This window comes from Hufsiella arboris, assembly GCF_009834875.1.
In the GTDB taxonomy this organism is placed as follows: Bacteria; Bacteroidota; Bacteroidia; order Sphingobacteriales; family Sphingobacteriaceae; genus Hufsiella_A; species Hufsiella_A arboris.
The window spans coordinates 379156-401621 of sequence record NZ_WVHT01000003.1; the positions used below are offsets into that span (position 1 = coordinate 379156).

Genomic DNA, 22466 nt, shown 5'->3' on the forward strand with positions numbered 1-22466 from the left:
ATAATTTCAAATTAGCAGTGAATTATTTGCCGAGAGCACCGTAACACTTGGCATTATACGCCGTTATTTCACATAAGTTACACAATTGTTACACAGTCTCACATGGGAGCTAATTCGTTGAAAGATAACTATTTGACCAAAAACGACCTCCCATTTCAATATTTACCTCGACCGATTATTTCTCACTTTTTCTCATTCCGTTTTATTACTCTTTATCGGTACATTTTGACCATTTATCTGCGCTTTCGTCATTTGGCATACAGATTATGAATATTTGTATCCATGAATCAGAAAACTGCCAACGTTATCGCCCAGGCTGCCGGATGGCTGTTGTTTTCCAGTCTTCCCCTGTTGTTTATTCTCAACCAACGCGGGGAGCGGGATATTTTTTTCATGTTAAAAGAACCGGCTTATTACCTTTTCTGCCTGAGTTTTCTTTCGCTGTTTTTCCTGGTTAACGGCGTTCTGATTCCGCACCTTTATCTCAGACGACGATTTGGAGCTTACTTCGGTATGCTTGCGCTTTTATTTCTACTGGTATTCGTGCTGCGGCCTTTCGATGGCTTAATGACGGCCAATCAACGAAAGTTCTTTGCGAAGGAAAAGCCGGATAGATTTCCTCCCGATCCGCCTGACGATATTGTAAAAAAAGAGTTTCCGGGCCCGCCTCCCGGCAACCGGCCAGGTCATCCATTTCCTCCCGAAGGACGCGCGGCCTTTATGAAGGTGGATATTGTAAGCGTTTTTCTTTTCATCACAATAGTTGCTCTGGCAATGGCCGTGCAGATTAACAGGCAACTTGGTCTGACGCAAAAAAAGGCAATTAAAGCTGAAGCCGGCAGGGCTGAGGCCGAGCTATCCTTTCTTCGCGCGCAGATAAACCCCCACTTTCTGTTCAACACACTCAATAATATTTATACGCTGGCTGTGACGGCGAGTCCGCAAACTGCCGAAAGTATTATGAAGCTTTCAAACATTATGCGATACGTAACCGACGATATAAGTCAGGAAATAGTTCCGCTGAAACTTGAACTTGATTGTATTTCAGATTTCATTGGTCTCCAAAAATTGCGCCTGGGCGAAAAAGCTTCGATTGACTATACGGTAACCGGCGAATCCGGAAGCCATCGTATTGCGCCGCTGGTTCTGATGACTTTTATTGAGAATGCCTTTAAATATGGAATAAGCAAACAATTTCCGTCGCCGGTGGTGATTTTAATTTCGGTAAATGGCAAAGAAATTCATCTTTTTGCGCAAAATCGGATTTTTTCAAACGGCTCAAAAATTACCAGTACGGGTGTCGGCATAACCAATACACGACAGCGGCTGCAACATCTTTATCCCGGCAAGCATCGCTTGTCCGTTAAAAACACCGGCGAGCTTTTCACGGTTAACTTACAGATACAATTAAGCTGAGTTATGCAAAAATTAAAATCCCTGGCAATTGACGATGAACCCCTTGCTTTAAGCCTGATCAAAACTTATGTTGACCGTTTTCCGGCGCTTCAACTTTGCGGAACATTTGAAGATGCGATATCAGCGGCCGAATTTTTGAAATATAGCCAGGTCGATTTGCTGTTCATCGATATTAATATGCCCGATATTTCCGGGATCGATCTGGTTCGCTCACTGTCGGTAAAACCAATGATCATTTTCACAACAGCTTACAAAAATTTTGCATACGAAGGATTTGAACTGGAGGCAATCGACTACCTCCTAAAACCAATAGATTTCGATCGCTTTTCAAAAGCGGCCAGCAAAGCAATTGAATACCACCATTACAGATCAACATCCAATCAAAATAATGGGGAAAGCATTTTTGTTTACTCAGAATACCGCCTTGTCAGAATCCCGGTCGATGAAATTTTATGGATTGAAAGCCTCGAAGATTACATTACGATCCATTTGCAGAACGATGAATCTGTTACGACGTTGATGTCGTTAAAGAAAATACTTGAGAAATTACCGGAGGCAAATTTCAAGCGAATACATCGCAGCTATATTATACCGGTAAAATCGATTGCTTCCATCTCCAATAAAAAAGTCAAACTTCGTTTTGGGAAAGAGCTGCCTATCGGCGATAGTTATACTCAAAATGTGCAGGAACTTTTAAAAAGCAGTTAGTATGAGAGGGTTTAATTTTGAAACGAACGTCTATCTCTTTTGGCCGAAGCGGCCCTGCTCTCCATTCCAATTTTTGTGAACGCATCGTTTTGGATTGTTGGAACGACAACAAAAATTTCCTTTTCGATCAGGTTTATCGCACAAAGAACCGCTTTTCATCGGCCAGGAACAAGCTTCTGCAAACCGGAGAAAACAGCACATTCGTAGCAGATGTTCTTGAGCCTAACCAGGAATGAGAGCAGGGTTTCGTCACCGGTATGAGTGAAAGGTTAAAGATGCAGGATCAATAATAAATCACGTCGAATACCGATACCTTCACACTCTTTACCGATACTTCAAAAAATTAAAATTCCCGGATATGCAAATTTGATCAACGCTTAACAAACAAACTCGTTGTCAATCACGCTAAACCCAGTTAAAATGGAACGTAAAGGTTTTCTAAAAAGCTTAATTATCGGAACAATTTCCGCGCCTGTTTTATTCGAATCCTGTAAAAAATCTGATGGCACAACAACATCTGGAACTGTAACAGAGACCGGCTCCGGTAACAGTTCTGGCTGTACAACCGCGCCAACTGAAACAGAAGGCCCCTTCCCCACTCATTCTCCCTCGTCATATGTCCGCAACGACATAACAGATGGCAAATCGGGGTATGCAATGAACGTTAAAATTATCATCAATCAAAACTGTGTAGCCCTGGCCAACGCCATTGTTGACATCTGGCATTGTGATTCGGAAGGTAACTACTCGGAATATGGGGGCGGTGGGATGCAGGCCACGAACTATCAGTCGCTGCATTTTTTACGCGGCCGGCAAGTGACTGATTCTACCGGCCTGGCAACATTCAAAACAATTTTTCCGGGATGGTATAACGGGCGCGCGACACACATTCACGTTCATGTATATAATTCGTCAGGAATTTCGCTTAAAGTAACTCAGATTGCTTTTCCGGAAGGCTCGGGAACTGCACTGGCATTGGTAAATGGTTACAAAAAAGGTCTAAGTGGTTATACGTACAACTCCAGTGATAATGTATTTAGCGATGATAAGTCGGGTGTTGAAATTGCAGCAGTAAGCGGAAATACAACTGATGGTTTTGATCTGACCATGAAAATAAATGTTTAGCAGCATGGACCGGCAAATAATCACCCTATGTTATCGGAAGATCATCGATATAAATTCGAACGGAGCCTTGGAAAAAATGGTATTCGAGGATTCGTATACTGAATTCAAAATGCAGTTCCAATATTTTAACCAGGATAACAAACACCAGACATTTGCCGGCCTTCTCCATTATAACCCGGGAGCAGAAAAGCTGCACTTCCTGGTTAGCGGTGCTGTAACAGCTTATGTCAGGCAACTTAACGGCAAAATGCCCGATATTTTAAATACGCTCGGGAAGCAGTTTTTAAAATTTAATGCGTTTAGATTCGAGCTTATCAATTCGGATATTCACGATATTAAGAAACACCAGGTTGCACTAAATTTCTACTCGGAATCACTCATCTGGCATCACACCATTGGTCAGCAGCTATTAGTTTCATGCACAAAACAGCACAGCGATGCATATCACACTGAAATGTTTGCGCTTCAGCCATTTCTAAGTATAAACACATTAAAGGAATGTCATGAAGAAATTAGCTCAGATATTTTTAAGTGAAAAACGCGGCTCTTATAGAAGTTCCGGCTATGAAAAGCGCGCGACTTTTAATTCCACGGAATACCTTGACGATGTCGCGACTTCATTCGGTGCGCTGAAAGGTTTTAACGATGAATATCTCGCTGGAAACTCGGCAAAGGAATTAGCTGCAGACTGCCTTTGTTACATTTTGCTGCTTCCTGTTACAGGCGAGCTGGTTATCCAGGGAGTTACCGAATCGGAAATTAAGCTTCAGATCGGACAGGCATTTATTACAAACATGGCAGGCGGCAGTTCCCTTAATATTATCAATCCATATCCGGATGATGCGATAAATTTCATTCAGATACAGGTTAATCTGGTTGGTGCGTCAACTAATCATTTTGCGAGAGTTCTAACGTTTGATGATCGGAATTATCATCACCAATTTACCTGTATCAATGATGAAATCGACGACATGCAATTACCTTTCTCCTTGCATATAGGCCGATTTGCAGGAAGAGAAGACTCCCTTTTCCGGCTCGGACGAAATTTTACAGCATGCTTTTGTTTTGTGCTCGGCGGAGCTTTTGAAGTTGAAAACCGCTTACTTCAGCCACGCGATGGACTGTCGTTAACCACTACAGCCGAGGTTGAGTTTGAATCGCTAAGCCAGGATGCGGTTATGCTGATCCTGGAACTTAACTGAGACATTGTTTTGGAGTGGTGAATGCGGGGTCGGATTTCCGATCCTGCTTCTTTTTTTTGCACATCTAAAATTTTCAGCGTAAGCACTTAAATTAGTTACTTCTGAATACCTGTAATAACCAGATAATCCCGGGCAAGTTTATTAGTATGATATTATCACTCCCAAATACCCTGAACAGTGCCAACTCTGTTTGGGTTCTTCTTCGTACCTGCTTCGGCTTTCAGGCTAAAAAGACGTAGGATACCCGAAGCAGAACCCTGCCAGAACCCTTGTGGCCATGCTAACCTGACGCAGCAGACTTACGCGCTAAAGCAATGATGTCGTCGCCTTCAATGATTTTTTCAGAATAGCCATATTTTGAAACGCAGATCATGGCAATAGCCAGTTCACGTAAGGTGCAAAAACCTTTGGGGAAAAATTTACGCCCCAACGGAAACATCCAGTTTATGTATTTGTAAAAGGAATGGCCGTGTTTCTGACCTTCAATCGGCTTGATAAATCCCGGGCGAACGCCATAAGCGCTGAAAGGAAGATTCATCAGGTCATTCTCGGTTTTCCCTTTAACCCGCGCCCAGTTGCTTCCGCCTTTTTCAGATGAATTCGTTCCCGCACCTGATATGTAACAGAAGGTCATATGGGGATTCAGCCGGCTGAGCGTCTCCCCGACATGCATCGTTAGGACGTAAGTAGTTTTAAAATATTCTTCCTTGCTAATACCAACTGATGAGATTCCCAGGCAAAAATAACAGGCATTATAACCCGCTAATTGATCTTCGATAGGATTGAGGTTATAAAAATCGGCATGTATGATCTCCTTTAGCTTTGGATGAGATACTCCGCAAGGCTTTCTGTTGATTACCAGAACCTCCTCAACTTCTGGTTGTTCAAGGCAGACAAGCAACACTCCTTCGCCCACCATTCCGGTGCTGCCGGTTATGATGGCTTTAATCTTTTCGTTTTCCATTCCTAAATTTAAATCTTATTGCCAAATCGACTCCAGGCGATAATTAATCTCTGTTATCCTGCACAAATGAATCCATTATTTTCATTAGTATAACGGCCTCATCCGCACTGCAGGGGTTTGAACGTTCGTCATTAAAATATTTTACCACCTGTTCGATCATTGGCTGTTCAATGTGCGGTGGATGGACGAAGTTGAAAGTTTCATCATTCAGTTTTATATAGTTGCCAAAAAAAGCGAAGCTTATTTTACCCCCGGTTCCGACAATCTCGCAAATATCCGTCTCCTCACTTTCCGCTGTGTCAAAGCACCATGATCCGTTCACAGGAATTTTATTTTCAAAAAGTATCTGCCCGTTAACATTGTCGTCTGCTTTACTAAAGTTGCCCTGGTTGAGTGAAAATCCCTGGTATTTAACCGGTTTGCCGAAATAATACAGCATCAGATCGAGCTGGTGAGGCGCAAGGTCATGAAAATATCCGCCTCCGGATACTTCGGGGTCAAGCCGCCAGTTGTTTTCAATATCCGCTACCAATGATGGCCGGCGCGGTTGCCACAATTTTATTTGTACGGTACGGATGTCGCCTATAGACTGGCTGTTAATCAATTCTTTTACTTTTAAAAACAATGGCACATGCCGGCGGTAATGTGCTACAGCTAACTTTGCCTTGCCGGCATTTGCAGCCGCAGCCATTTGTTCTGCTTCAGCAGCATTAAGCGTTACCGGTTTTTCTACATATACATGCAGTCCTTTTTTCAGCGCAGCTAAAGCATAGTCAAGGTGCGCGGCTGGTGGAGTTGCAATATAAACTGCATTGATTCCGGCCTCGTCCATCATTTGTTCGGCGTCGCTAAACCATTTCTCAACCTGGTGCCGGCGCGCGTAGTCGGCCGCTTTAGCTGAGTCGCGTCTCATAACTGCTACCAACTGGCTGTTGGGAACCTTATTAAATGCCGGCCCGCTTTTCACTTCTGTAACGTCGCCGCAGCCAATGATTCCCCATTTAATGATATCCATGTATATTTCTGATAATCCTTTGGCTAAATGTAGGAGAATTTCGGTTGCTGCTTGACGTTTTTATGTACTTTTACAACCTTATTTTTTTTCATGACACCAAACGTAAGCAGGTTCGATCGATGGATACGTACCAGTTTCGTCGAGATCAATACGGAGCTCGAAACACTTTATTTCGCACAGGAAAACAAGGCTGCGGTTACATTTACCGGTGCCGCGCTGAAACAGCAGCTGCTGGCCGAAGGCTGTGCTTTTATCATTGACTTGCTCAACGAGGGCAATACCGATGAAGGGTTCGAGGAAGGTTTCAATCTCCTGGGCAATGTGGGTTTGTACCTGGCAGCCTGCCGCAGGCATGAAATCGACGAGGCCAACCAAAATATCATGAAAGAAGCTTCGTCTTTAGCGCTGCAATTAGGTGCTTCGCTGGGCGTAACACCTCGTTTTGCAACCAGCCACCTTACCACGCACAACACTGCATTTAACGGACGCTATAAAACATTTACGTCCCTCGAAGATGAAGCAATTTTTATCGACTATAACACGAGGGGAATTTTTTCATATAAACGTGCCGCGGATGCCTTATTGCGCATCATGCCGTTAGGAGTTTCGCATCCGGTTGCGCCGGATCTGTTTAAGGCCGCTAAAGACGCGCTGTACGACGTCATTGCTTACAACAAAACGTTATTCAAAAAATTGGATACTGATCGATTCTTTTACAACGTACGGCCCTATTATAAACCACATCGTGTTGGTGCAAGTGTATATCGCGGAGCAAATGCAGGCGACTTTGCCGGCATTAATGTCATTGACTTACTTTTGGGTTTGTGCCGGGCTGAAAACGCCTCTTACTCGCAAATGCTGGTTGATAAATTTTTATATATGATGCCGCAGGATCAGCTTCTGTTAAGAGATTGTATGCGCCAGAAAAGTATGATGAACAGTTTCCTGGAAGCATTGCCGGCAAATAGCAAATCGCCTTGGTTTCAAGAGAACCTAAAGGCATTCCTGGATGTTTGCGACGCACATGGCGAAGCGGCTGCCCAGCATCACGATCAATTGGTTGGCAAATATATCAGCCAGCCCGCAGTAAATTTGCCTGAGGAAAATCATTCAAACCTCACAGCAAGCGGCCCCCCATTGCCGGTATTGCTGGCCGTACTCGAGAAACTGCGTGATCAGCGTATGGCAGCTCCGCGGAATGATATTGAAACACGTTACAAGGATATCCAACTATTAAAAGCAGCTATAACGGAATGATCAGCACGGACGCAGTAAGAAATGATTTTGAGCTGAACGATTCAGTTTACCTCATGAATCATTCGGCCGGAAGGCCATTAAAACAGAGCAGTTCTAACCTGTCGGAGCTGTTTTTTGAGCCATGGAAAACCAATGAGCCGTGGCCACAGTGGCTTCAAGCCCTGACTGGTTTCCAGGAGAGCCTTGGATTATTGCTTAATAGCGAAGCCACTAATTTTTGCCCGCAAACAAACGTTTCTTCTGCGCTTACAAAGATCATTTCGTCATTACCCAAACGGGAAGGCAGACAGCAGATTCTGTTAAGCGAACATGATTTCCCTTCCGTAGGTTTTGTAGCCAGCCAGGCGAAAAAACCAGGCTATGGATTGAAATTTTTAAGTCGCGATGCCGATCATACAGATCCCGTGGTTTGGGGCAAAGCTATGTCCGAAGATGTACAATGGGTGATCATTACCCAGGCTCAATCCAATACAGGTGTCGGCATACCTGTGAAAGAGATTCTTGATTTGGCAAAGAAACGCCAGGTTATCACAATCGTTGATGTTGCACAATCGGTTGGAGTTTTACCAATAGACCTACAGGAATGGAATGCCGATTTTGTGATCGGGTCGTGTTTGAAATGGTTATGCGGTGGCCCGGGCGCTGGTTTCCTTTATGTCAATCCGGAGATTATTTCTTCCTGTGAACCTGTAGACGTGGGATGGTTTTCCCATGAGAATCCTTTTGAATTCGACATACATAACTTCCGGTATAACTCCCATGCATGGCGTTTTTTTGGCGGAACGCCCTCTGTTGTTCCGTTTATACTCGCGGCTCAAAGTATCCGCTATTTAACTAAAATCGGTACAACTGCAGTCAGAAATCACAATCTGGCACTAACGCAGAAATTAATTGACTCCCTTGATTCGTCATACCTGGTTTCTCCCGGATTGCCTGCTAAAAGGACGGGAACAGTGATTCTGCATTTCGGAGATCAGCACGAAACAATAACAGCACGTTTGAAAGCGAATGACATAGCTTTTGACAGCCGCGCGCTCGGGATTCGTTTATCGCCGCATATTTATACCACCACAAACGAAATGGAAAAACTGGTCGCACTGATCAATAAATAATTTTATCCCGTTAACCGGAGAATAGCATCCATATTTGACACTCAACAAAAAATCCCCGCGGCAGCGAGGATTTATACCAGGTTAGTTTATTCTTTCTATTCGGCTGCACGCTTTAATACCGTATGCAGCGGTGTACCGTTATAATCAATATCGAGAGCGATAGAATCTGTGTAAACTTTGCCTTTATGCGGTATAACCATTCCGTTAGCGCTAATATCAAAAACAAATTCATTGTCCTTAATTTTGCCATGCTCGATAGCGTTTATACCTAATGTATTGTCTGATGTACCGGTTAAATTTTCGCCATCTATTTTAAAAACGTAGGTAAGATTGTAACTGTTGCCGTCAGGACCTAATACGGCGCCTGTCCATTTACCTGTAATGTCTGTAATTGCTGCAAAAACAGCAGCTGTGCCGAAAAGCAATAAGGCCGCGATCATTGTTTTTTTCATTTGAATTATAGTTTATTTGAAACACCTGACGCTTTATGCGTCCAGATACCAAGATAAATAATTCTGTGACAACTATGTAGCTATTGTGATTGGTTATATATAATTAAAGCTGATTTAATGGGGATCGATTGAAAATTAAAAAAACATAAGAGTCAACTCATTGAATTTGCTTTTAAGTGACGTCCTGAATAAATCACCTCAATTGTTTGAATTTCGCAAGTATCAGTTTGTTTCGCACAAGCACCCACCCACCCTTTGAGTTTACATTTGTATCATAAAACTTTATAATATGATTGGCAAAAAAGTATGGCTTGTTACCGGGGCATCCAAAGGACTTGGCCTGTCTCTTATTAAGAGGTTACTGGACCAAGGGTACTCTGTAGCGGCGACATCTCGTGATGAACTTACCCTAAAAGACAGCATTGACTGCGGCAATGATCAATTTTTGGCTCTTAAAACCGACCTTACTGACAAAAGATCGATTAACCGGGCAATCGACACGGCTGTTGAAAAGTTCGGCAGGATTGATGTGGTGGTAAACAACGCGGGTTATGGTATTGGGGGAACAGTTGAAGAATTAAATGAGAAGGAGATTGCAGACAGTTTTAACATCAACGTATTCGCCCCAATATATGTTATGCAGGAGGTACTTCCACATTTCAGAAAGCAACGTTCCGGGCACATTATAAACATTTCTTCTATCGCCGGTTTTGCTCCAGCAAGCGGCTGGGCAATGTATGCAGCAACTAAATATGCTTTAACTGGTTTATCAGAAGTACTCGCAGACGACCTGAAAGAATTTGGAATTTTTGCAACGGTGGTTGCGCCCGGTGCCTTCAGCACACAATTTTTAAGCTCAGAATCGTTGGTTTTATCTAAAAACAGCATCGCCGATTATACAAACGTTAGAAACATGCATGCAAAATACCTGAGCATGAATGGAACACAAATCGGTGATCCGGGCAAAGCGGCCGAAGTATTCATCAGATTAGCTGAAATGAAAGAGCCGCCGGTACGTTTGTTTTTGGGAAGCGACTCCTATAACCGCGCTTATTCAAAACTTGAAACGCTGGAGGAAGAACTCAACAAATGGATGGATATCTCGTTTTCAACCGATTTTATAAAAGAAGAGGCAGAGCTTGAACTTAAACAAGCCTGGTAATTCACTGTTTGAAATTTGTAATCAATAATCACCATTTAAACACAGCTCATGAAATATAATTTTTTAGGAAACACCGGACTTAAAGTTTCTGAATTATGCCTTGGAACTATGACATTCGGTGGAAAAGGTATATGGACGGCAATAGGAACCTTGCCGCAGGACGAAGTAGACGCTCTTGTAAAAAAGTCCGTTGAGGCAGGAATCAATTTTATCGATACCGCCAACGTTTACAGCGAAGGATTGAGTGAAGAAATGACTGGCACAGCCATTCGTAATCTGGGCCTTAACCGGGATGATTTAATTATTGCGACGAAAGTGCGCGGTAAAATGGGTGAAGGTCCGAACCAGATCGGACTAACCCGGAAACATATTTTGCAACAGGTCGATGAAAGTTTAAAGCGCCTGCAGCTCGACTATATTGACCTTTACCAGATCCACGGCTACGACCCGCTTACACCTTTTGAAGAGACGCTGGCAGCTCTTGACATCCTTGTTCAAAGCGGTAAAGTAAGATATATCGGATGCAGCAACCTCGCTGCATGGCAGATCATGAAAGCTTTAGGAATTTCAGAATTAAAAGGTTACTCAAAATTCGTTTCGCTGCAGGCATATTATACTATCGCCGGACGTGATCTGGAACGCGAGATCGTCCCTTTACTAAACGATCAGAAACTCGGATTGATGGTTTGGAGTCCACTCGCCGGCGGATTATTAAGCGGAAAATACGGTCACAATGAAACGCCTGAAAATGCCAGGAGAGCCAGTTTTGATTTTCCGCCAGTAAATAAAGATAAAGCCTATGATATCATCGACGTTATGAAAGAAGTTGCCGGCACGAAAAATGTTTCCGTTGCTCAAATAGCGCTGGCTTGGTTATTACATCAAAAAGCTGTAACTACGGTGATAATCGGCGCTAAAAACCCAGGACAACTTGAAGATAACCTGAAAGCTGTGGAAGTTAAACTTAACGAAGATGATTTAGCTAAACTTAGCGATATCAGTAAACTTGCGCCGGAGTATCCTGCATGGATGCTTGAACGGCAGGGAACAGACAGAAAGTAATTATCAAGGAAAACAAACTTCAATACAACTAAAACAATGCCGGGCACCGAATCACTAGAAGACTTTTACAAAAACAAGGGCATTCCGGTTCCGTTATGTGATGTTACCGGCAATTTCAGCGTTTTTAAAGTTGAAGCCAAACCTGTGTCACACAAACAACCGGTACGTTATGCCCGCCGGGAATATTACAAAATATCACTGTCGCGCGGACATAACATTTATCATTATGCGGATAAAAGCCTGGAAGTTTCGGGAACGACTTTACTTTTTTTCAATCCTCATGTTCCCTATACATTTGAACATCTGGGTGATGCGGACACAAGTTATTTTTGCATTTTCAAGGAAGAATTTTTCAGCGAACACTTACGCGGAAGTTTGAAAGAACTACCGATGTATGCGCTTGGCGGGAAGCCGGCTTACTCTCTGAATGCGGAACAGGATGAAAAGGTTGCCCAGATATTTGAAAAAATGCTGGAAGAAGTCCAATCCGACTACCGCTTCAAGTACGACATGATCCGCAATTTTATAATGGAGATTGTTCACAACGCCTTAAAACTGCAGCCAGCTGAAAATCTCTACAAGCATGTGGACGCCAACTCGAGGTTGACAGCGGTGTTCAGCGAACTTTTAGAACGGCAGTTTCCAATCGAATCGACCTCGCAGAAATTCAGTCTGCGCTCGGCAAAAGATTTTGCCGGGCACCTGAATGTTCACGTTAATCATTTAAACCGGGCGATAAAACTAAGTACCGGAAAAACCACTACAAACCACATCGCAGACAGGTTATTAATTGAAGCCAAGGCGTTGCTTAAGCATACCGACTGGAATATTTCCGAGATAAGTTATTGCCTCGGATTTGAGGAGCCAGCCCATTTCAATCATTTCTTCAAAAAACAAACAAGCAGTACACCTTCTGCCTTTCGTGTGTAAAAAGTCGCAATAAATTAATCTTCGAGTTCAACCCACACAGGAGCATGATCGCTGCTTTTCTCCCAGCCGCGAACGTTTTTATCAACGCCAGCTGCTTTAAGGCGCTTATCAAGGTGTGGGCTTAACAGGAAGTGATCGATTCGTAATCCGGCATTACGACCGTATGCATTGCGAAAATAGTCCCAAAACGTATAGATCGTATCATTTGGATATAGCTTACGAATTGCATCAGTCCAGCCTTGTGCGGTTAATTTTGCAAAAGCTGCACGCGTTTCTGGCCGAAAAAGCGCATCATCAACCCAGCGCTCTGGCTTGTAGACGTCAATTTCCGTAGGCATTACATTATAGTCGCCGGTTAAAACCACCGGTTTTCCGGATGCAAAAAGTTCAGCGGCGTGCAGTGTTAGCCGTTCGAACCATTTGAGTTTATAATCAAACTTCGGCCCCGGCGCGGGATTACCGTTTGGCAGATAAAGGCATCCGATTGTAATTCCGTTTACCACCGCTTCGATATAGCGGCTATGAATATCTTCAGGATCGCCTGGTAATACTCTCCGAACTTCCTTGATCTCAGCGTTCTTAGCGAGAATGGCGACACCGTTCCAGCTCTTTTGTCCATGCCAGATAGCATTGTAGCCCGCATCCAGAATTGCCTGTTCCGGAAATTTTTCCTGCGGAGCCTTGAGTTCCTGTAAACAAGCCACATCGGGTGCAGATTCCTGGAGCCAGCGAAGAAGCACAGGCAGGCGGCCGTTCACTCCATTTACGTTGTAGGTTGCTATTTTCATATCACTAGTTGCATCATCTTAAACCATAATGTACCGATCAGCTTTCAGTTAAAAGCGAAAAAAGAATTGTGAAATCTGTCAAATTATTTCTTTTTCCACTTTTGAGCAATACTTATAGCTGTTTCAAGCATATGCGGTGCCCAGCTTTCGATACCCCAATCGGATTTTGCTAAGACTGAGGATTTTATCCGGCTAACGGCATCGTCGTAGGATGTTGAGTTCTCAAGAATATAGGATAGTTGTTGCTGTTCAATATAAAGGTTTTCATCTTCTATAATATCTCCCGGCGGAACTATCTTTGGAGGAAAAAATGTATTTTCAGCGTCGTTTGGCACGCTTGTCTTATTTCGGACGATCTGCTGCATCTTCAAAAAGTCGTTATAAAAATTTGATCGGCTTTCTTCTGTTTTCAAGCCGCTACCCAGTTGTTCCATTGTCACATACCTGACGTTTTTGCAATGATCCAATGCGCTATCTAGCAACTGATATACTTCGTCAGGAACGGCATCATCATGGGTGTCTCTCCTTATCCTTTTTCCACTTAGTGAAGAATTTTCCCAACTGCCACCTGAAATATGAAATTCCCTTACCCGGTCAACAGGATACAATTTGATAATTTCATCGAAGCTGATTGAAAAATTGTGCATCTGGCAGTATAGATTATGCAGATCGAGAATGATGAATCCATTTACCGGTTCAACAAGAGTCTCAAGAAACTCTCCATGTTTTTTTACTTCGTCAATGCTGTATGAAAAAGCAAGATTCTCTAAACCTACCGGGCACTGGCATGCGTCATAAATCCTGTTAAGGCGATCTCTTCCTATAGTCAGCGTTTTACTGTTAAACGGAACAGCCAGCGGAGCTCCGTAATGAAAATTAGCGCCCGTCATAAAGCCGAAATGTTCGGTGATATGATCAAATTTAAATCTTGCAGAAAGCTTCTTTAAATTATCCAGCCATTCTTGTTGCTGTATAGACCAGCGTCCGGAGAATATTGAGAAAAATACACCGTGCCCAATCAGGCGGCCTTCCTTGCTATAAGCGTCGATCAAATCGCTAAACCACTCGGGAACTTCTGAAAAGTCAAGAGAATCAAATGCCCATTCTATTGCCTCGACCCTAGATTCCTCAAATAGAGGAATAGCCGCTGACAAGATATCTGAATCAAGATTACAAGCTATCGTGGACGCGATTGCAGTCACTGGATCACTCTTAATTATCCCATTCCACAACCCGGGCAGCTATATGGCTGAGTTTTTTTATTTTTTTTGCCGTTAGTAGTTTCAGGATTTGCGGCATCGTCTTTTTTACATCCAGCCGCTTGTACAGTGATACCGACAATTAATGCGCTGATCAGGGCCTTTGATAGTTTCATAATTTGAGGTTAGTAGAAGTTTTCCGATAAACTAATTTGATTTAAAGATAATACAAATATTTATTGTTTAAAACCAAAGTGTTCAACTCATAAAGGTTAGTGCATATAACCGGTACGGATTAACATGATCCTTGATCACTCGTTAAAGAATCTAGCAAAACGTTCTTATTGCGCGCTGTTATCTTCGCGCTGCAATCGTGTAATGTATAAATGAGAAGTAAGGGTTTTTTGATAACTGTTCGGCACATCATTTTTTTTAAAAAGAAAAGACCTGCAATCAATGACTACAGGTCTTTAAATATTTGTTGTTTCGTAGCCCGTAGGGGAATCGAACCCCTGTTTCAAGAATGAAAATCTTGCGTCCTAACCCCTAGACGAACGGGCCTTTTAAGCTGAAAGCTTAGAGTCAAATGTTTAAAGCTTCTAGCGAGTCGCTTTAGTTTTTGAACTTTTGGCTTTCAGCCTTTTTTTAGGTAGCGGGGACCAGACTCGAACTGATGACCTTCGGGTTATGAGCCCGACGAGCTACCAACTGCTCCACCCCGCACTCTGTTAAGTTTCAAGCCTTTGAAACTTCTGATAAAAAAGACTCTGTTTCCAGAGTCATCTTTTGTAGCCCGTAGGGGAATCGAACCCCTGTTTCTAGAATGAAAATCTAACGTCCTAACCCCTAGACGAACGGGCCTTTTAAGCTTTCAGCTTCCAGATATCAGCTGTAATCTGATGGCTGAAAGCTGATTGCTTTTTAGTAGCGGGGACCAGACTCGAACTGATGACCTTCGGGTTATGAGCCCGACGAGCTACCAACTGCTCCACCCCGCACTTTAACAATTCAGGTTTTTTAGCTTTTAAGGGCTTTTAGTATCTCCCCGAATTGGACTGCAAAGATATATTTCGTTTCTTTGCAGTCCAAATATTTTTAAAAAAAATTAAATGTCGCATAAAGCCGGATTTGTAAGCCTTGTGGGGAAGCCAAATGTGGGCAAATCTACGCTGATGAATGCCCTCGTTGGAGAGCAAATGTCTATCGTAACGCCTAAAGCGCAAACTACCCGTCATCGTATACTTGGGATCGTCAACGAACCTGAGTATCAGATTGTGTTTTCCGATACCCCCGGCATTATAAAACCTAACTACGGTTTGCAGGAATCCATGATGAGCTTTGTGAACGGCTCGCTGGTTGATGCAGACATTATCATCTTCGTTACCGACATCAACGAAAGGTATGATGAGAGCGACGTATTGGAAAAACTTAAAAACACCTCCTCGCCTATCGCGGTTATTATAAACAAGATTGACAAATCAACCGAAGAGTACGTTAAAGCGAAGCTCGCGTACTGGCAGGAGACCTTAAATCCTAAAGCGATCTTTGCAGTTTCGGCACTTCATAAGCATAATGTTGAAGCTGTGATGAACTTTATCCTCGAGGAAATACCTGAACATCCGCCCTATTACGAAAAGGACGCGCTGACAGATAAGACGGAACGTTTCTTCGTATCAGAGATCATCCGTGAGAAAGTGTTTAAATTGTATGAAAAGGAAATTCCTTACAGCACCGAAATTATCATTACAGCTTACAAGGAAGAAGAAAATATAAACAGGATCAGCGCAGAAATTATCGTTGAGCGCGATTCACAAAAAAATATCCTGATTGGAAAAGGTGGTGAAATGCTTAAAAAAGTTGGAACGTATGCCCGAAAGGATATGGAGGAGTTTTTACAAAAGAAAGTTTTCCTGGAGATGTTTGTGAAGGTAATCCCGGATTGGCGCAACAGAAAAAATTACCTGAAAAAATTCGGATACGAAGAATAAAACGGGTTTATGAGTCACGATTGTTAATTGGAATAATCGTAAGCCTAAAATCCAAAATTTAATTAAAATGAGCAATATAGTAGCAATAGTAGGAAGGCCGAATGTCGGGAAATCAACATTATATAACCGCTTAACCGAAAGCCGGAAGGCGATAGTTGATGACTTCAGCGGCGTTACCCGCGACAGGCACTACGGTGTTGCAGAGTGGACGGATAAGACATTTACAGTAATTGATACCGGTGGTTATGTAGCCGGATCTGACGATATTTTCGAAGCAGCAATCCGCGAACAAGTGTTGATTGCCATCGAAGAAGCTACAGTAATCCTTTTTATGGTTGACGTAACAACCGGCGTCACCGATCTCGACGATGATATCGCCGACATTCTTCGTCGTGGAAAAAAACCGGTGTTTGTAGTCGCAAACAAGGTGGATAATAACAATCTTCGCAACGAGGCGGCTATTTTCTACAGTTTTGGGCTGGGAGATATTCACCTGATCTCATCTATGACCGGCTCTGGTACCGGAGAGTTACTGGACGAGGTTATCAAGCATTTTGAAGACGAGCCACAAGACGAAAACCAATTACCAAAATATGCGATCGTTGGCCGACCGAATGTGGGAAAATCTTCGTTGATCAACGCACTGATTGGAAAGGAACGGAACATCGTAACGCCGGTTGCCGGCACGACACGTGATTCCATCCACATCCATTACAACCAGTTCGGCCATGAATTTATGCTGGTTGATACGGCCGGGCTCCGCAAGAAAGCCAAGGTTCATGAAAATATCGAGTTCTATTCGGTGATGCGAACAATCAAGGCTCTTGAAGAATCTGACGTAGTGATTTTAATGATTGACGCTGTTGAAGGAATCGAATCGCAGGATATCAACATATTTCACCTGGCTGAAAAGAATAAAAAAGGCGTCGTGATTCTCGTCAATAAGTGGGATCTGATTGAAAAGAACAATAAAACAATTAAAGTTTTTGAAGATCTGATCAAAGAAAAAACAGCGCCGTTTACAGATGTGCCGATAATTTTTACATCGGTCGTTGAAAAACAGCGAATATTCAAAGCGATTGAAGCCGCCTCGAAGGTTTACGAAAACAAATTAAAAAAGGTGCCTACCTCCAAGTTAAACGATGTGATGCTCCCGATTATTGAAGCTACACCTCCTCCGTCGACTAAAGGAAAATATGTGAAGATCAAGTATATCACGCAAATCAGCGGATCTTCACCCATGTTTGCATTTTTCTGCAACTTGCCTCAATACATCAAAGAACCTTACAAACGCTTCCTGGAAAATAAACTGCGTGAAAATTTCGATTTTTCGGGGGTGCCAATACAAATTTATTTCAGACAAAAATAACTATGAACAAATTAGCTACCGCTTTATTACTGGTGGGATTACTGGCAGGCACTGCATGCAGTAATAATTCCGAAAAAGATAAGGAAAAACAAGATTCAATTGCAGCGAATGCTACCGCTGATTCGTTGCTAAAAGCCGCTACCGACACAGTTTCTGCAGCAGACAGCGCCGCTACTGATCATACCGCAACCGACAGCGTAAAACACTAAAAAAATCAACACTTCAGGTCCGGAAAAATTTAAACTAACGCGCCTGAAGTGCTCTTTATCAATCCCTTAAATAAGCGAGCTGTTTACCGTGAAATACTTCAAGACACTTCGCTATAGCTTTATCCTGATTATTTATTACACGATAATAAGCGCTGTCGCCAAAATAATACTTCGCGATCATCGCTTTAAGGTCCGCGGTTATGATCTTTTTTGACAAGGTAACCTCGGTGGGTGATGCGTCAATTTTCCGGGTCGAACTGTATGCGACCAATAAATTGTACGTATCGTCGGAGATTTTATAACTTTTGACAAAATCGGTGAGAGTTGTTACCTGAATTGACGGAATGATATGATTGAACATAAAATCGTTCAATATTCCTTTGTAAGATAATTGGTAATAAAACTCGGTAAAACCGGCCGTATCAACCGGGATATAAACATCAGGCACAATACCTCCACCAGAATAAATTGTTCGCCCTGCGGCAGTTTTAAAAGATTTGTTGTGGGTGTATAAGCTATCGAAGGCATGTTTACCGTCCGAAACAAGTTCGCCGCTTTTCATACGCTGACTTACTTCGTTGAAATATGCATCGGTTCCGTTTTTGTATGAACGTTGAATAGACCGGCCAGACGGTGTATAATATCGTGCAACCGTTAGGTTAAGAGCAGAACCATCGCCAAAATCAAATTGCTCCTGAACCAACCCCTTGCCAAAAGATCTCCGTCCAATTACAACGCCGCGGTCAAGATCCTGTATCGCACCGGCGACTATTTCGCTGGCCGAAGCGGTGTTTTCATCGATCAGTACCGCTAATTTTCCGTGTTCAAAGTCGCCTTCGGCTGTAGAAAAATAATCTGTCCTTGGTTCGTGTTCGCCCTGCGTATAAACGATTAGCTTTTTTTCAGGCAAAAACTGATCCGCCAGGGCCGTTGCCGCAGTAAGATAACCTCCCCCGTTTCCGCGAAGATCCAGAACAAGGTTCTTCATGTGCGAATTCTTAAGCTTTGTTAATGACTCGCTGAAATCGAGATCTGTTTGGGCGCCAAACTTGCTGATTTTAATATAGCCCGAAGTATCGTCAAGCATATAAGCCGCATCGATACTGCTAACGATGATTTTATCACGAATGACGTCAATGGTTTGGATGCCTGTTTTTTTCCGCAGGATCATAAGAGAAACTTTCGTACCACGTTTGCCCCGGATTTTTTCAACTACATTTTTACGACTTACATCGCTTCCAACTATCGGGTGATGATTTATTTCGAGGATCATATCGCCACGTTTCATCCCGGCCATCTCTGCAGGCCCGCCTGGATTTACCGATGTAACCAGCAGCGTATCATTCAGGATATAATATTCAATACCGATTCCATTGAAGTTTCCTTCCAGATCTTCTTGAAGCATCCGTGCATCAGACGGCGGCAGGTATGCCGAATGGGGATCAAGTTTTTTTAAAATATTATCAATCGCCTGGCTTTGAAGAGTATCGACTTTAACCTGATCAACGTATTTAGAACCAATGATTTGCAGTACTTTTTCAACCTTTTCGGGAACACGCGGTAATAGGGTAACACCATGCCTGTCCGGAATATCTCTGTAAAATTTCGGACCGATAATCATCCCGGCAGCAAGCGCTGCGGCGTAACAAGCGGCGATAAAAAGATTTTTTTTCGTTTGCGGCAACATCCTCTCAAATCCTGCATAAAATTACTTATTTTTTGCGTCAGATAAATGAAAACGTGGTTTTTTATTAACAAATCTTAAATTAACCCGTGAGAACCTTTGCCAATTATTTAATTAATTTTGTACTATGAAGCAAACGACCGAACAGGATTCCACATATCATGATTTAGAAACCATGTCTTTAGGTGATTTACTGCGGGGTATTAATAACGAAGACAAAACCGTTCCATACGCTGTTGAAAAAGTCATACCAACAATTGAAAAATTAGTAAAAGCTGTTGTCGAGAAAATGAAAAAAGGCGGCAGATTATTCTATATCGGTGCAGGAACCAGCGGACGGCTGGGCGTGGTTGACGCATCAGAATGCCCGCCAACTTACGGAGTTCCATACGATCTTGTGATCGGGATAATTGCGGGCGGAGATACAGCCATTCGCCGCGCTGTCGAATTTGCTGAAGATGACTGGAACCAGGCATGGAAAGATCTTGAACAGTATGATATAAGTGAAACGGATGTATTGATAGGAATTGCAGCGTCCGGAACTACTCCTTATGTGATCGGCGGTTTGCGGAAAGCCAACGAAAAAGGAATTTTAACAGGCTGCGTGGTTTGTAACGAGGGCACGCCCGTTGCAGCCGAAGCCACTTACCCGGTAGAAGTTGTGGTAGGCCCTGAATTCGTAACCGGATCAACCAGGATGAAATCGGGCACGGCGCAAAAACTTGTTCTTAACATGATCAGCACATCGGTAATGATACAGCTGGGGCGCGTTAAGGGTAATAAAATGTTTGATATGCAGTTAACAAATCATAAGCTGGTTGAACGTGCAATCAACATGGTTAAGCAGGCAACCGGCGCTGACACAGAAACCGCGCACAAATTACTTGATCAACATGGCAGTGTAAGAAAAGCTGTCGAAATTTTTCAATCGCAAAAGGGCGCTTAATAAACGGCTTTAAGGAAAGGCCTAAATTAGCTATGCACGAAATAGAACCATATTACCGCTGGCGGGATGATTATATTGCTTCGGAAGATGAGCGGTCGCCTTTCTACAATACCGAATACAGCGAGTTTGAATTCGACAAGCAGATATACAACTATTTCATCCACCCGCAATGGGACACGTTTGGATCAAGCACACTCTACTTAAAAGTTCTTTATACAGATTACGATCGCGGATATTCGATCATCGAGTTTATCGGCGAATGGAACGATGCTATTTACAATGACATAATGCTGCTTAAACGCGAAATCATCGAACTGATGATCGCCGAAGGAATTGATAAGTTTATTCTTATCGGGGAAAACGTGTTAAACTTTCATGCATCGGATGACTGCTATTACGAAGAGTGGTTCCAGGAAGTAGATGACGGATGGATAGCCGGTGTCAATTTCAGGGAGCACGTGATTGAAGAGTTTAAGCAAAGCAATATTGATTACTACATAAACTTTGGCGGAGAACTTGATGATTTTAACTGGAGAAACCTCAAACCTATTCAGTTCTTTAAGAAAGTGGAAAACCAGCTAACCAAGCGCCTTAATTAAATCTTCATTTTTAATTTATACTTTGCATCAATAATTATTCGAAATAAAAATGGATAACCATCAAAATGATCTGACCTATCAGAATGTTATACAACTGGAAGAAAGCGCGTCTTCTTCCAGAAAATTTTTGGCAAATGTTTTCCTGTGGATGTTTGTAGCGTTGGCAGTATCGGCAGGCATTGCTTTTTACTTCATAAACAATCCGTCACTTTTTGAAAATTTCATAAGTGCCGGTAGATTAAACCTATTAGGTTATGCCGCAATATTCTCACCTCTTGTCTTTGTAATTGCCATTTCCCGGGGCATGAACAAAATTTCATTTCCCGTATTAACTGTTTTGTTTATTGCTTATGCTGCGATAACAGGTATCAGCTTAAGTTTCATCATATTTCAATTTACTGCGGCATCTGTTTTAGGAGTATTCATTACGACCTCTGCATTGTTTGGCGTTATGGCTATCGCAGGCTACACAACACATCAGGATTTAACTAAGTTCGGCTCAATTTTAATTATGCTTTTAATTGGGGTAATAATTGCAACGGTCGTAAATATGTTCTTACATAGCGACGGATTGAGTTATATTCTAAACTACGTAGCGGTGGCGATATTTATCGGACTAACCGCTTATGACGTTCAAAAACTTAAGCGCATTGGTGAAGGAATTGAATATGGCGATGCTTCTTCTAAAAAGATGGCAATTATGGGTGCGTTGACATTGTATTTAGATTTCATAAATATGTTCATTTATCTTCTTCAAATTTTCGGTAGAAGAAAGTGACAAACGGCTGAACTGCAATCCATCGAAAACAAAGCTTCGTTTTTACTTAAAACGGAGCTTTGTTATTTATATATCGTATGTATTTAAGGCACCTTGATTTTGTAAAAGAACGAATGGAGGATGTTTAATAAACACGATTGACGTGAAAAGCTTTTTTGTTACGCAACAGATCAACTCGTAGAACCATTGACAAAAAACTTGCAACAAAAAGCGGGACGACAATTGCCGAAAAGCACTGACCGTTCATTTTCTTAAAATACACATAACCAAATCAGATTCTGATCTTTATTTCTTACAATAAATTCACACTTAAACCCCTTGCAGATTAACACTTTATTCAGCATATTTGCGCTGCTTATTGAGAAAGACGGAGGGAATAGACCCTGCGAAGTCTTAGCAACCTGTGCTAACAAGGTGCTACGTTCTATCCCGGCTGAACATCGGGAAAAGATAAGTTAAAAGTCAACCCCGGAAACCGACTTTTCAAAGATAAGCCAACAC

The 22466-nt window shown here is 42.5% G+C and carries 24 protein-coding genes, 4 tRNA genes and 1 riboswitch; of the genes, 17 read left to right on the top strand and 11 right to left on the bottom strand.

Annotated elements, in window-relative coordinates; translation table 11 throughout:
- The first annotated feature begins 282 nt into the window (after positions 1–282).
- The 6 genes from GS399_RS08530 (at position 283) to GS399_RS08555 (ending at position 4451) form a co-directional block, all read left to right on the top strand.
- Positions 283–1416, top strand: a complete 1134-nt coding sequence (locus tag GS399_RS08530) for a sensor histidine kinase (protein WP_160844191.1) — start codon at positions 283–285, stop codon at positions 1414–1416.
- Between the two features lie 3 nt (positions 1417–1419).
- Complete coding sequence (locus GS399_RS08535) at positions 1420–2124, top strand: LytR/AlgR family response regulator transcription factor (protein WP_160844192.1); 705 nt, start codon at positions 1420–1422, stop codon at positions 2122–2124.
- 17 nt (positions 2125–2141) lie between these two features.
- Complete coding sequence (locus GS399_RS08540) at positions 2142–2360, top strand: hypothetical protein (protein WP_160844193.1); 219 nt, start codon at positions 2142–2144, stop codon at positions 2358–2360.
- A gap of 184 nt (positions 2361–2544) precedes the next feature.
- The gene (locus GS399_RS08545) at positions 2545–3249 is read left to right on the top strand and encodes a dioxygenase family protein (RefSeq protein WP_160844194.1); all 705 of its coding nucleotides are present in this window, start codon (positions 2545–2547) and stop codon (positions 3247–3249) included.
- Positions 3250–3253: 4 nt separating this feature from the next.
- On the top strand, positions 3254–3784 hold the full coding sequence (locus GS399_RS08550; RefSeq protein WP_160844195.1) for a hypothetical protein: 531 nt from the start codon (positions 3254–3256) through the stop codon (positions 3782–3784).
- Complete coding sequence (locus GS399_RS08555; protein WP_160844196.1) at positions 3753–4451, top strand: hypothetical protein; 699 nt, start codon at positions 3753–3755, stop codon at positions 4449–4451. Before GS399_RS08550 ends, GS399_RS08555 begins: the two co-directional genes overlap by 32 nt.
- Before the next feature lie 280 nt (positions 4452–4731).
- On the opposite strand, the gene GS399_RS08560 is transcribed toward GS399_RS08555, so the two are convergent.
- Both GS399_RS08560 and GS399_RS08565 read right to left on the bottom strand, forming a co-directional pair.
- A complete protein-coding gene (locus GS399_RS08560) occupies positions 4732–5415 on the bottom strand; it encodes an NAD-dependent epimerase/dehydratase family protein (RefSeq protein WP_160844197.1) in 684 nt (227 codons plus the stop codon).
- Positions 5416–5458: 43 nt separating this feature from the next.
- A complete protein-coding gene (locus GS399_RS08565; protein WP_160844198.1) occupies positions 5459–6430 on the bottom strand; it encodes a Gfo/Idh/MocA family protein in 972 nt (323 codons plus the stop codon).
- A gap of 90 nt (positions 6431–6520) precedes the next feature.
- On the opposite strand from GS399_RS08565, the gene GS399_RS08570 reads away from it, so the two are divergent.
- Entirely contained in the window at positions 6521–7687 is a 1167-nt protein-coding gene (locus tag GS399_RS08570; RefSeq protein WP_160844199.1) for a PrnB family protein, read from the top strand.
- Complete coding sequence (locus tag GS399_RS08575; RefSeq protein WP_160844200.1) at positions 7684–8799, top strand: aminotransferase class V-fold PLP-dependent enzyme; 1116 nt, start codon at positions 7684–7686, stop codon at positions 8797–8799. The genes GS399_RS08570 and GS399_RS08575 overlap by 4 nt, the downstream gene beginning before the upstream one ends.
- Before the next feature lie 95 nt (positions 8800–8894).
- Here GS399_RS08575 and GS399_RS08580 read toward each other — a convergent pair whose 3' ends face one another.
- Entirely contained in the window at positions 8895–9251 is a 357-nt protein-coding gene (locus GS399_RS08580) for a glycoside hydrolase (RefSeq protein WP_160844201.1), read from the bottom strand.
- 289 nt (positions 9252–9540) lie between these two features.
- Between GS399_RS08580 and GS399_RS08585 the strand changes: the two genes are divergently transcribed.
- The 3 genes from GS399_RS08585 to GS399_RS08595 are packed head-to-tail and all read left to right on the top strand — an operon-like array spanning position 9541 to position 12405.
- On the top strand, positions 9541–10413 hold the full coding sequence (locus GS399_RS08585) for an SDR family NAD(P)-dependent oxidoreductase (RefSeq protein WP_160844202.1): 873 nt from the start codon (positions 9541–9543) through the stop codon (positions 10411–10413).
- Positions 10414–10461: 48 nt separating this feature from the next.
- Complete coding sequence (locus tag GS399_RS08590) at positions 10462–11475, top strand: aldo/keto reductase (protein ID WP_160844203.1); 1014 nt, start codon at positions 10462–10464, stop codon at positions 11473–11475.
- 36 nt (positions 11476–11511) lie between these two features.
- Complete coding sequence (locus GS399_RS08595; protein WP_160844204.1) at positions 11512–12405, top strand: helix-turn-helix domain-containing protein; 894 nt, start codon at positions 11512–11514, stop codon at positions 12403–12405.
- Between the two features lie 14 nt (positions 12406–12419).
- Here the strand turns inward: GS399_RS08595 and xth are convergent, their stop codons facing one another.
- The 7 genes from xth to GS399_RS08630 all read right to left on the bottom strand — a co-directional run bounded on the left by xth (position 12420) and on the right by GS399_RS08630 (position 15390).
- Positions 12420–13193 (bottom strand): exodeoxyribonuclease III, encoded by a 774-nt coding sequence (xth, locus tag GS399_RS08600; RefSeq protein WP_160844205.1) that lies wholly within the window; start codon positions 13191–13193, stop codon positions 12420–12422.
- Between the two features lie 83 nt (positions 13194–13276).
- On the bottom strand, positions 13277–14395 hold the full coding sequence (locus GS399_RS08605) for a multinuclear nonheme iron-dependent oxidase (protein WP_202409410.1): 1119 nt from the start codon (positions 14393–14395) through the stop codon (positions 13277–13279).
- A 14-nt stretch (positions 14396–14409) separates the two neighbouring features.
- Positions 14410–14568: a chryseobasin-related MNIO class RiPP peptide gene (locus tag GS399_RS08610; protein ID WP_160844206.1), complete on the bottom strand. Its 159-nt coding sequence runs from the start codon at positions 14566–14568 to the stop codon at positions 14410–14412.
- A gap of 313 nt (positions 14569–14881) precedes the next feature.
- Positions 14882–14953: transfer RNA gene (locus GS399_RS08615), tRNA-Glu, on the bottom strand.
- A gap of 89 nt (positions 14954–15042) precedes the next feature.
- Positions 15043–15115: transfer RNA gene (locus GS399_RS08620), tRNA-Met, on the bottom strand.
- 66 nt (positions 15116–15181) lie between these two features.
- A tRNA-Glu gene (locus GS399_RS08625) sits at positions 15182–15253 on the bottom strand.
- A gap of 64 nt (positions 15254–15317) precedes the next feature.
- A tRNA-Met gene (locus GS399_RS08630) sits at positions 15318–15390 on the bottom strand.
- A 111-nt stretch (positions 15391–15501) separates the two neighbouring features.
- On the opposite strand from GS399_RS08630, the gene era reads away from it, so the two are divergent.
- The 3 genes from era to GS399_RS08645 all read left to right on the top strand — a co-directional run bounded on the left by era (position 15502) and on the right by GS399_RS08645 (position 17958).
- Positions 15502–16380 carry a GTPase Era gene (gene era / locus GS399_RS08635; protein WP_160844207.1) on the top strand — a complete coding sequence of 293 codons (879 nt, stop codon included), beginning with the start codon at positions 15502–15504 and terminating at the stop codon, positions 16378–16380.
- Positions 16381–16447: 67 nt separating this feature from the next.
- Positions 16448–17749 carry a ribosome biogenesis GTPase Der gene (gene der / locus GS399_RS08640; protein ID WP_160844208.1) on the top strand — a complete coding sequence of 434 codons (1302 nt, stop codon included), beginning with the start codon at positions 16448–16450 and terminating at the stop codon, positions 17747–17749.
- 2 nt (positions 17750–17751) lie between these two features.
- Positions 17752–17958, top strand: a complete 207-nt coding sequence (locus GS399_RS08645) for a hypothetical protein (protein WP_160844209.1) — start codon at positions 17752–17754, stop codon at positions 17956–17958.
- 58 nt (positions 17959–18016) lie between these two features.
- On the opposite strand, the gene GS399_RS08650 is transcribed toward GS399_RS08645, so the two are convergent.
- A complete protein-coding gene (locus GS399_RS08650) occupies positions 18017–19645 on the bottom strand; it encodes a S41 family peptidase (protein WP_160844210.1) in 1629 nt (542 codons plus the stop codon).
- 124 nt (positions 19646–19769) lie between these two features.
- On the opposite strand from GS399_RS08650, the gene murQ reads away from it, so the two are divergent.
- From murQ to GS399_RS08665, 3 genes are read left to right on the top strand one after another with little or no spacing between them, the layout of a single operon-like run.
- Positions 19770–20588 carry an N-acetylmuramic acid 6-phosphate etherase gene (gene murQ, locus GS399_RS08655; protein WP_160844211.1) on the top strand — a complete coding sequence of 273 codons (819 nt, stop codon included), beginning with the start codon at positions 19770–19772 and terminating at the stop codon, positions 20586–20588.
- 32 nt (positions 20589–20620) lie between these two features.
- On the top strand, positions 20621–21187 hold the full coding sequence (locus GS399_RS08660; protein WP_160844212.1) for a hypothetical protein: 567 nt from the start codon (positions 20621–20623) through the stop codon (positions 21185–21187).
- Positions 21188–21236: 49 nt separating this feature from the next.
- Entirely contained in the window at positions 21237–21965 is a 729-nt protein-coding gene (locus GS399_RS08665) for a Bax inhibitor-1/YccA family protein (RefSeq protein WP_160844213.1), read from the top strand.
- Positions 21966–22317: 352 nt separating this feature from the next.
- Positions 22318–22422: riboswitch (SAM riboswitch) on the top strand.
- Positions 22423–22466 lie beyond the last annotated feature (44 nt).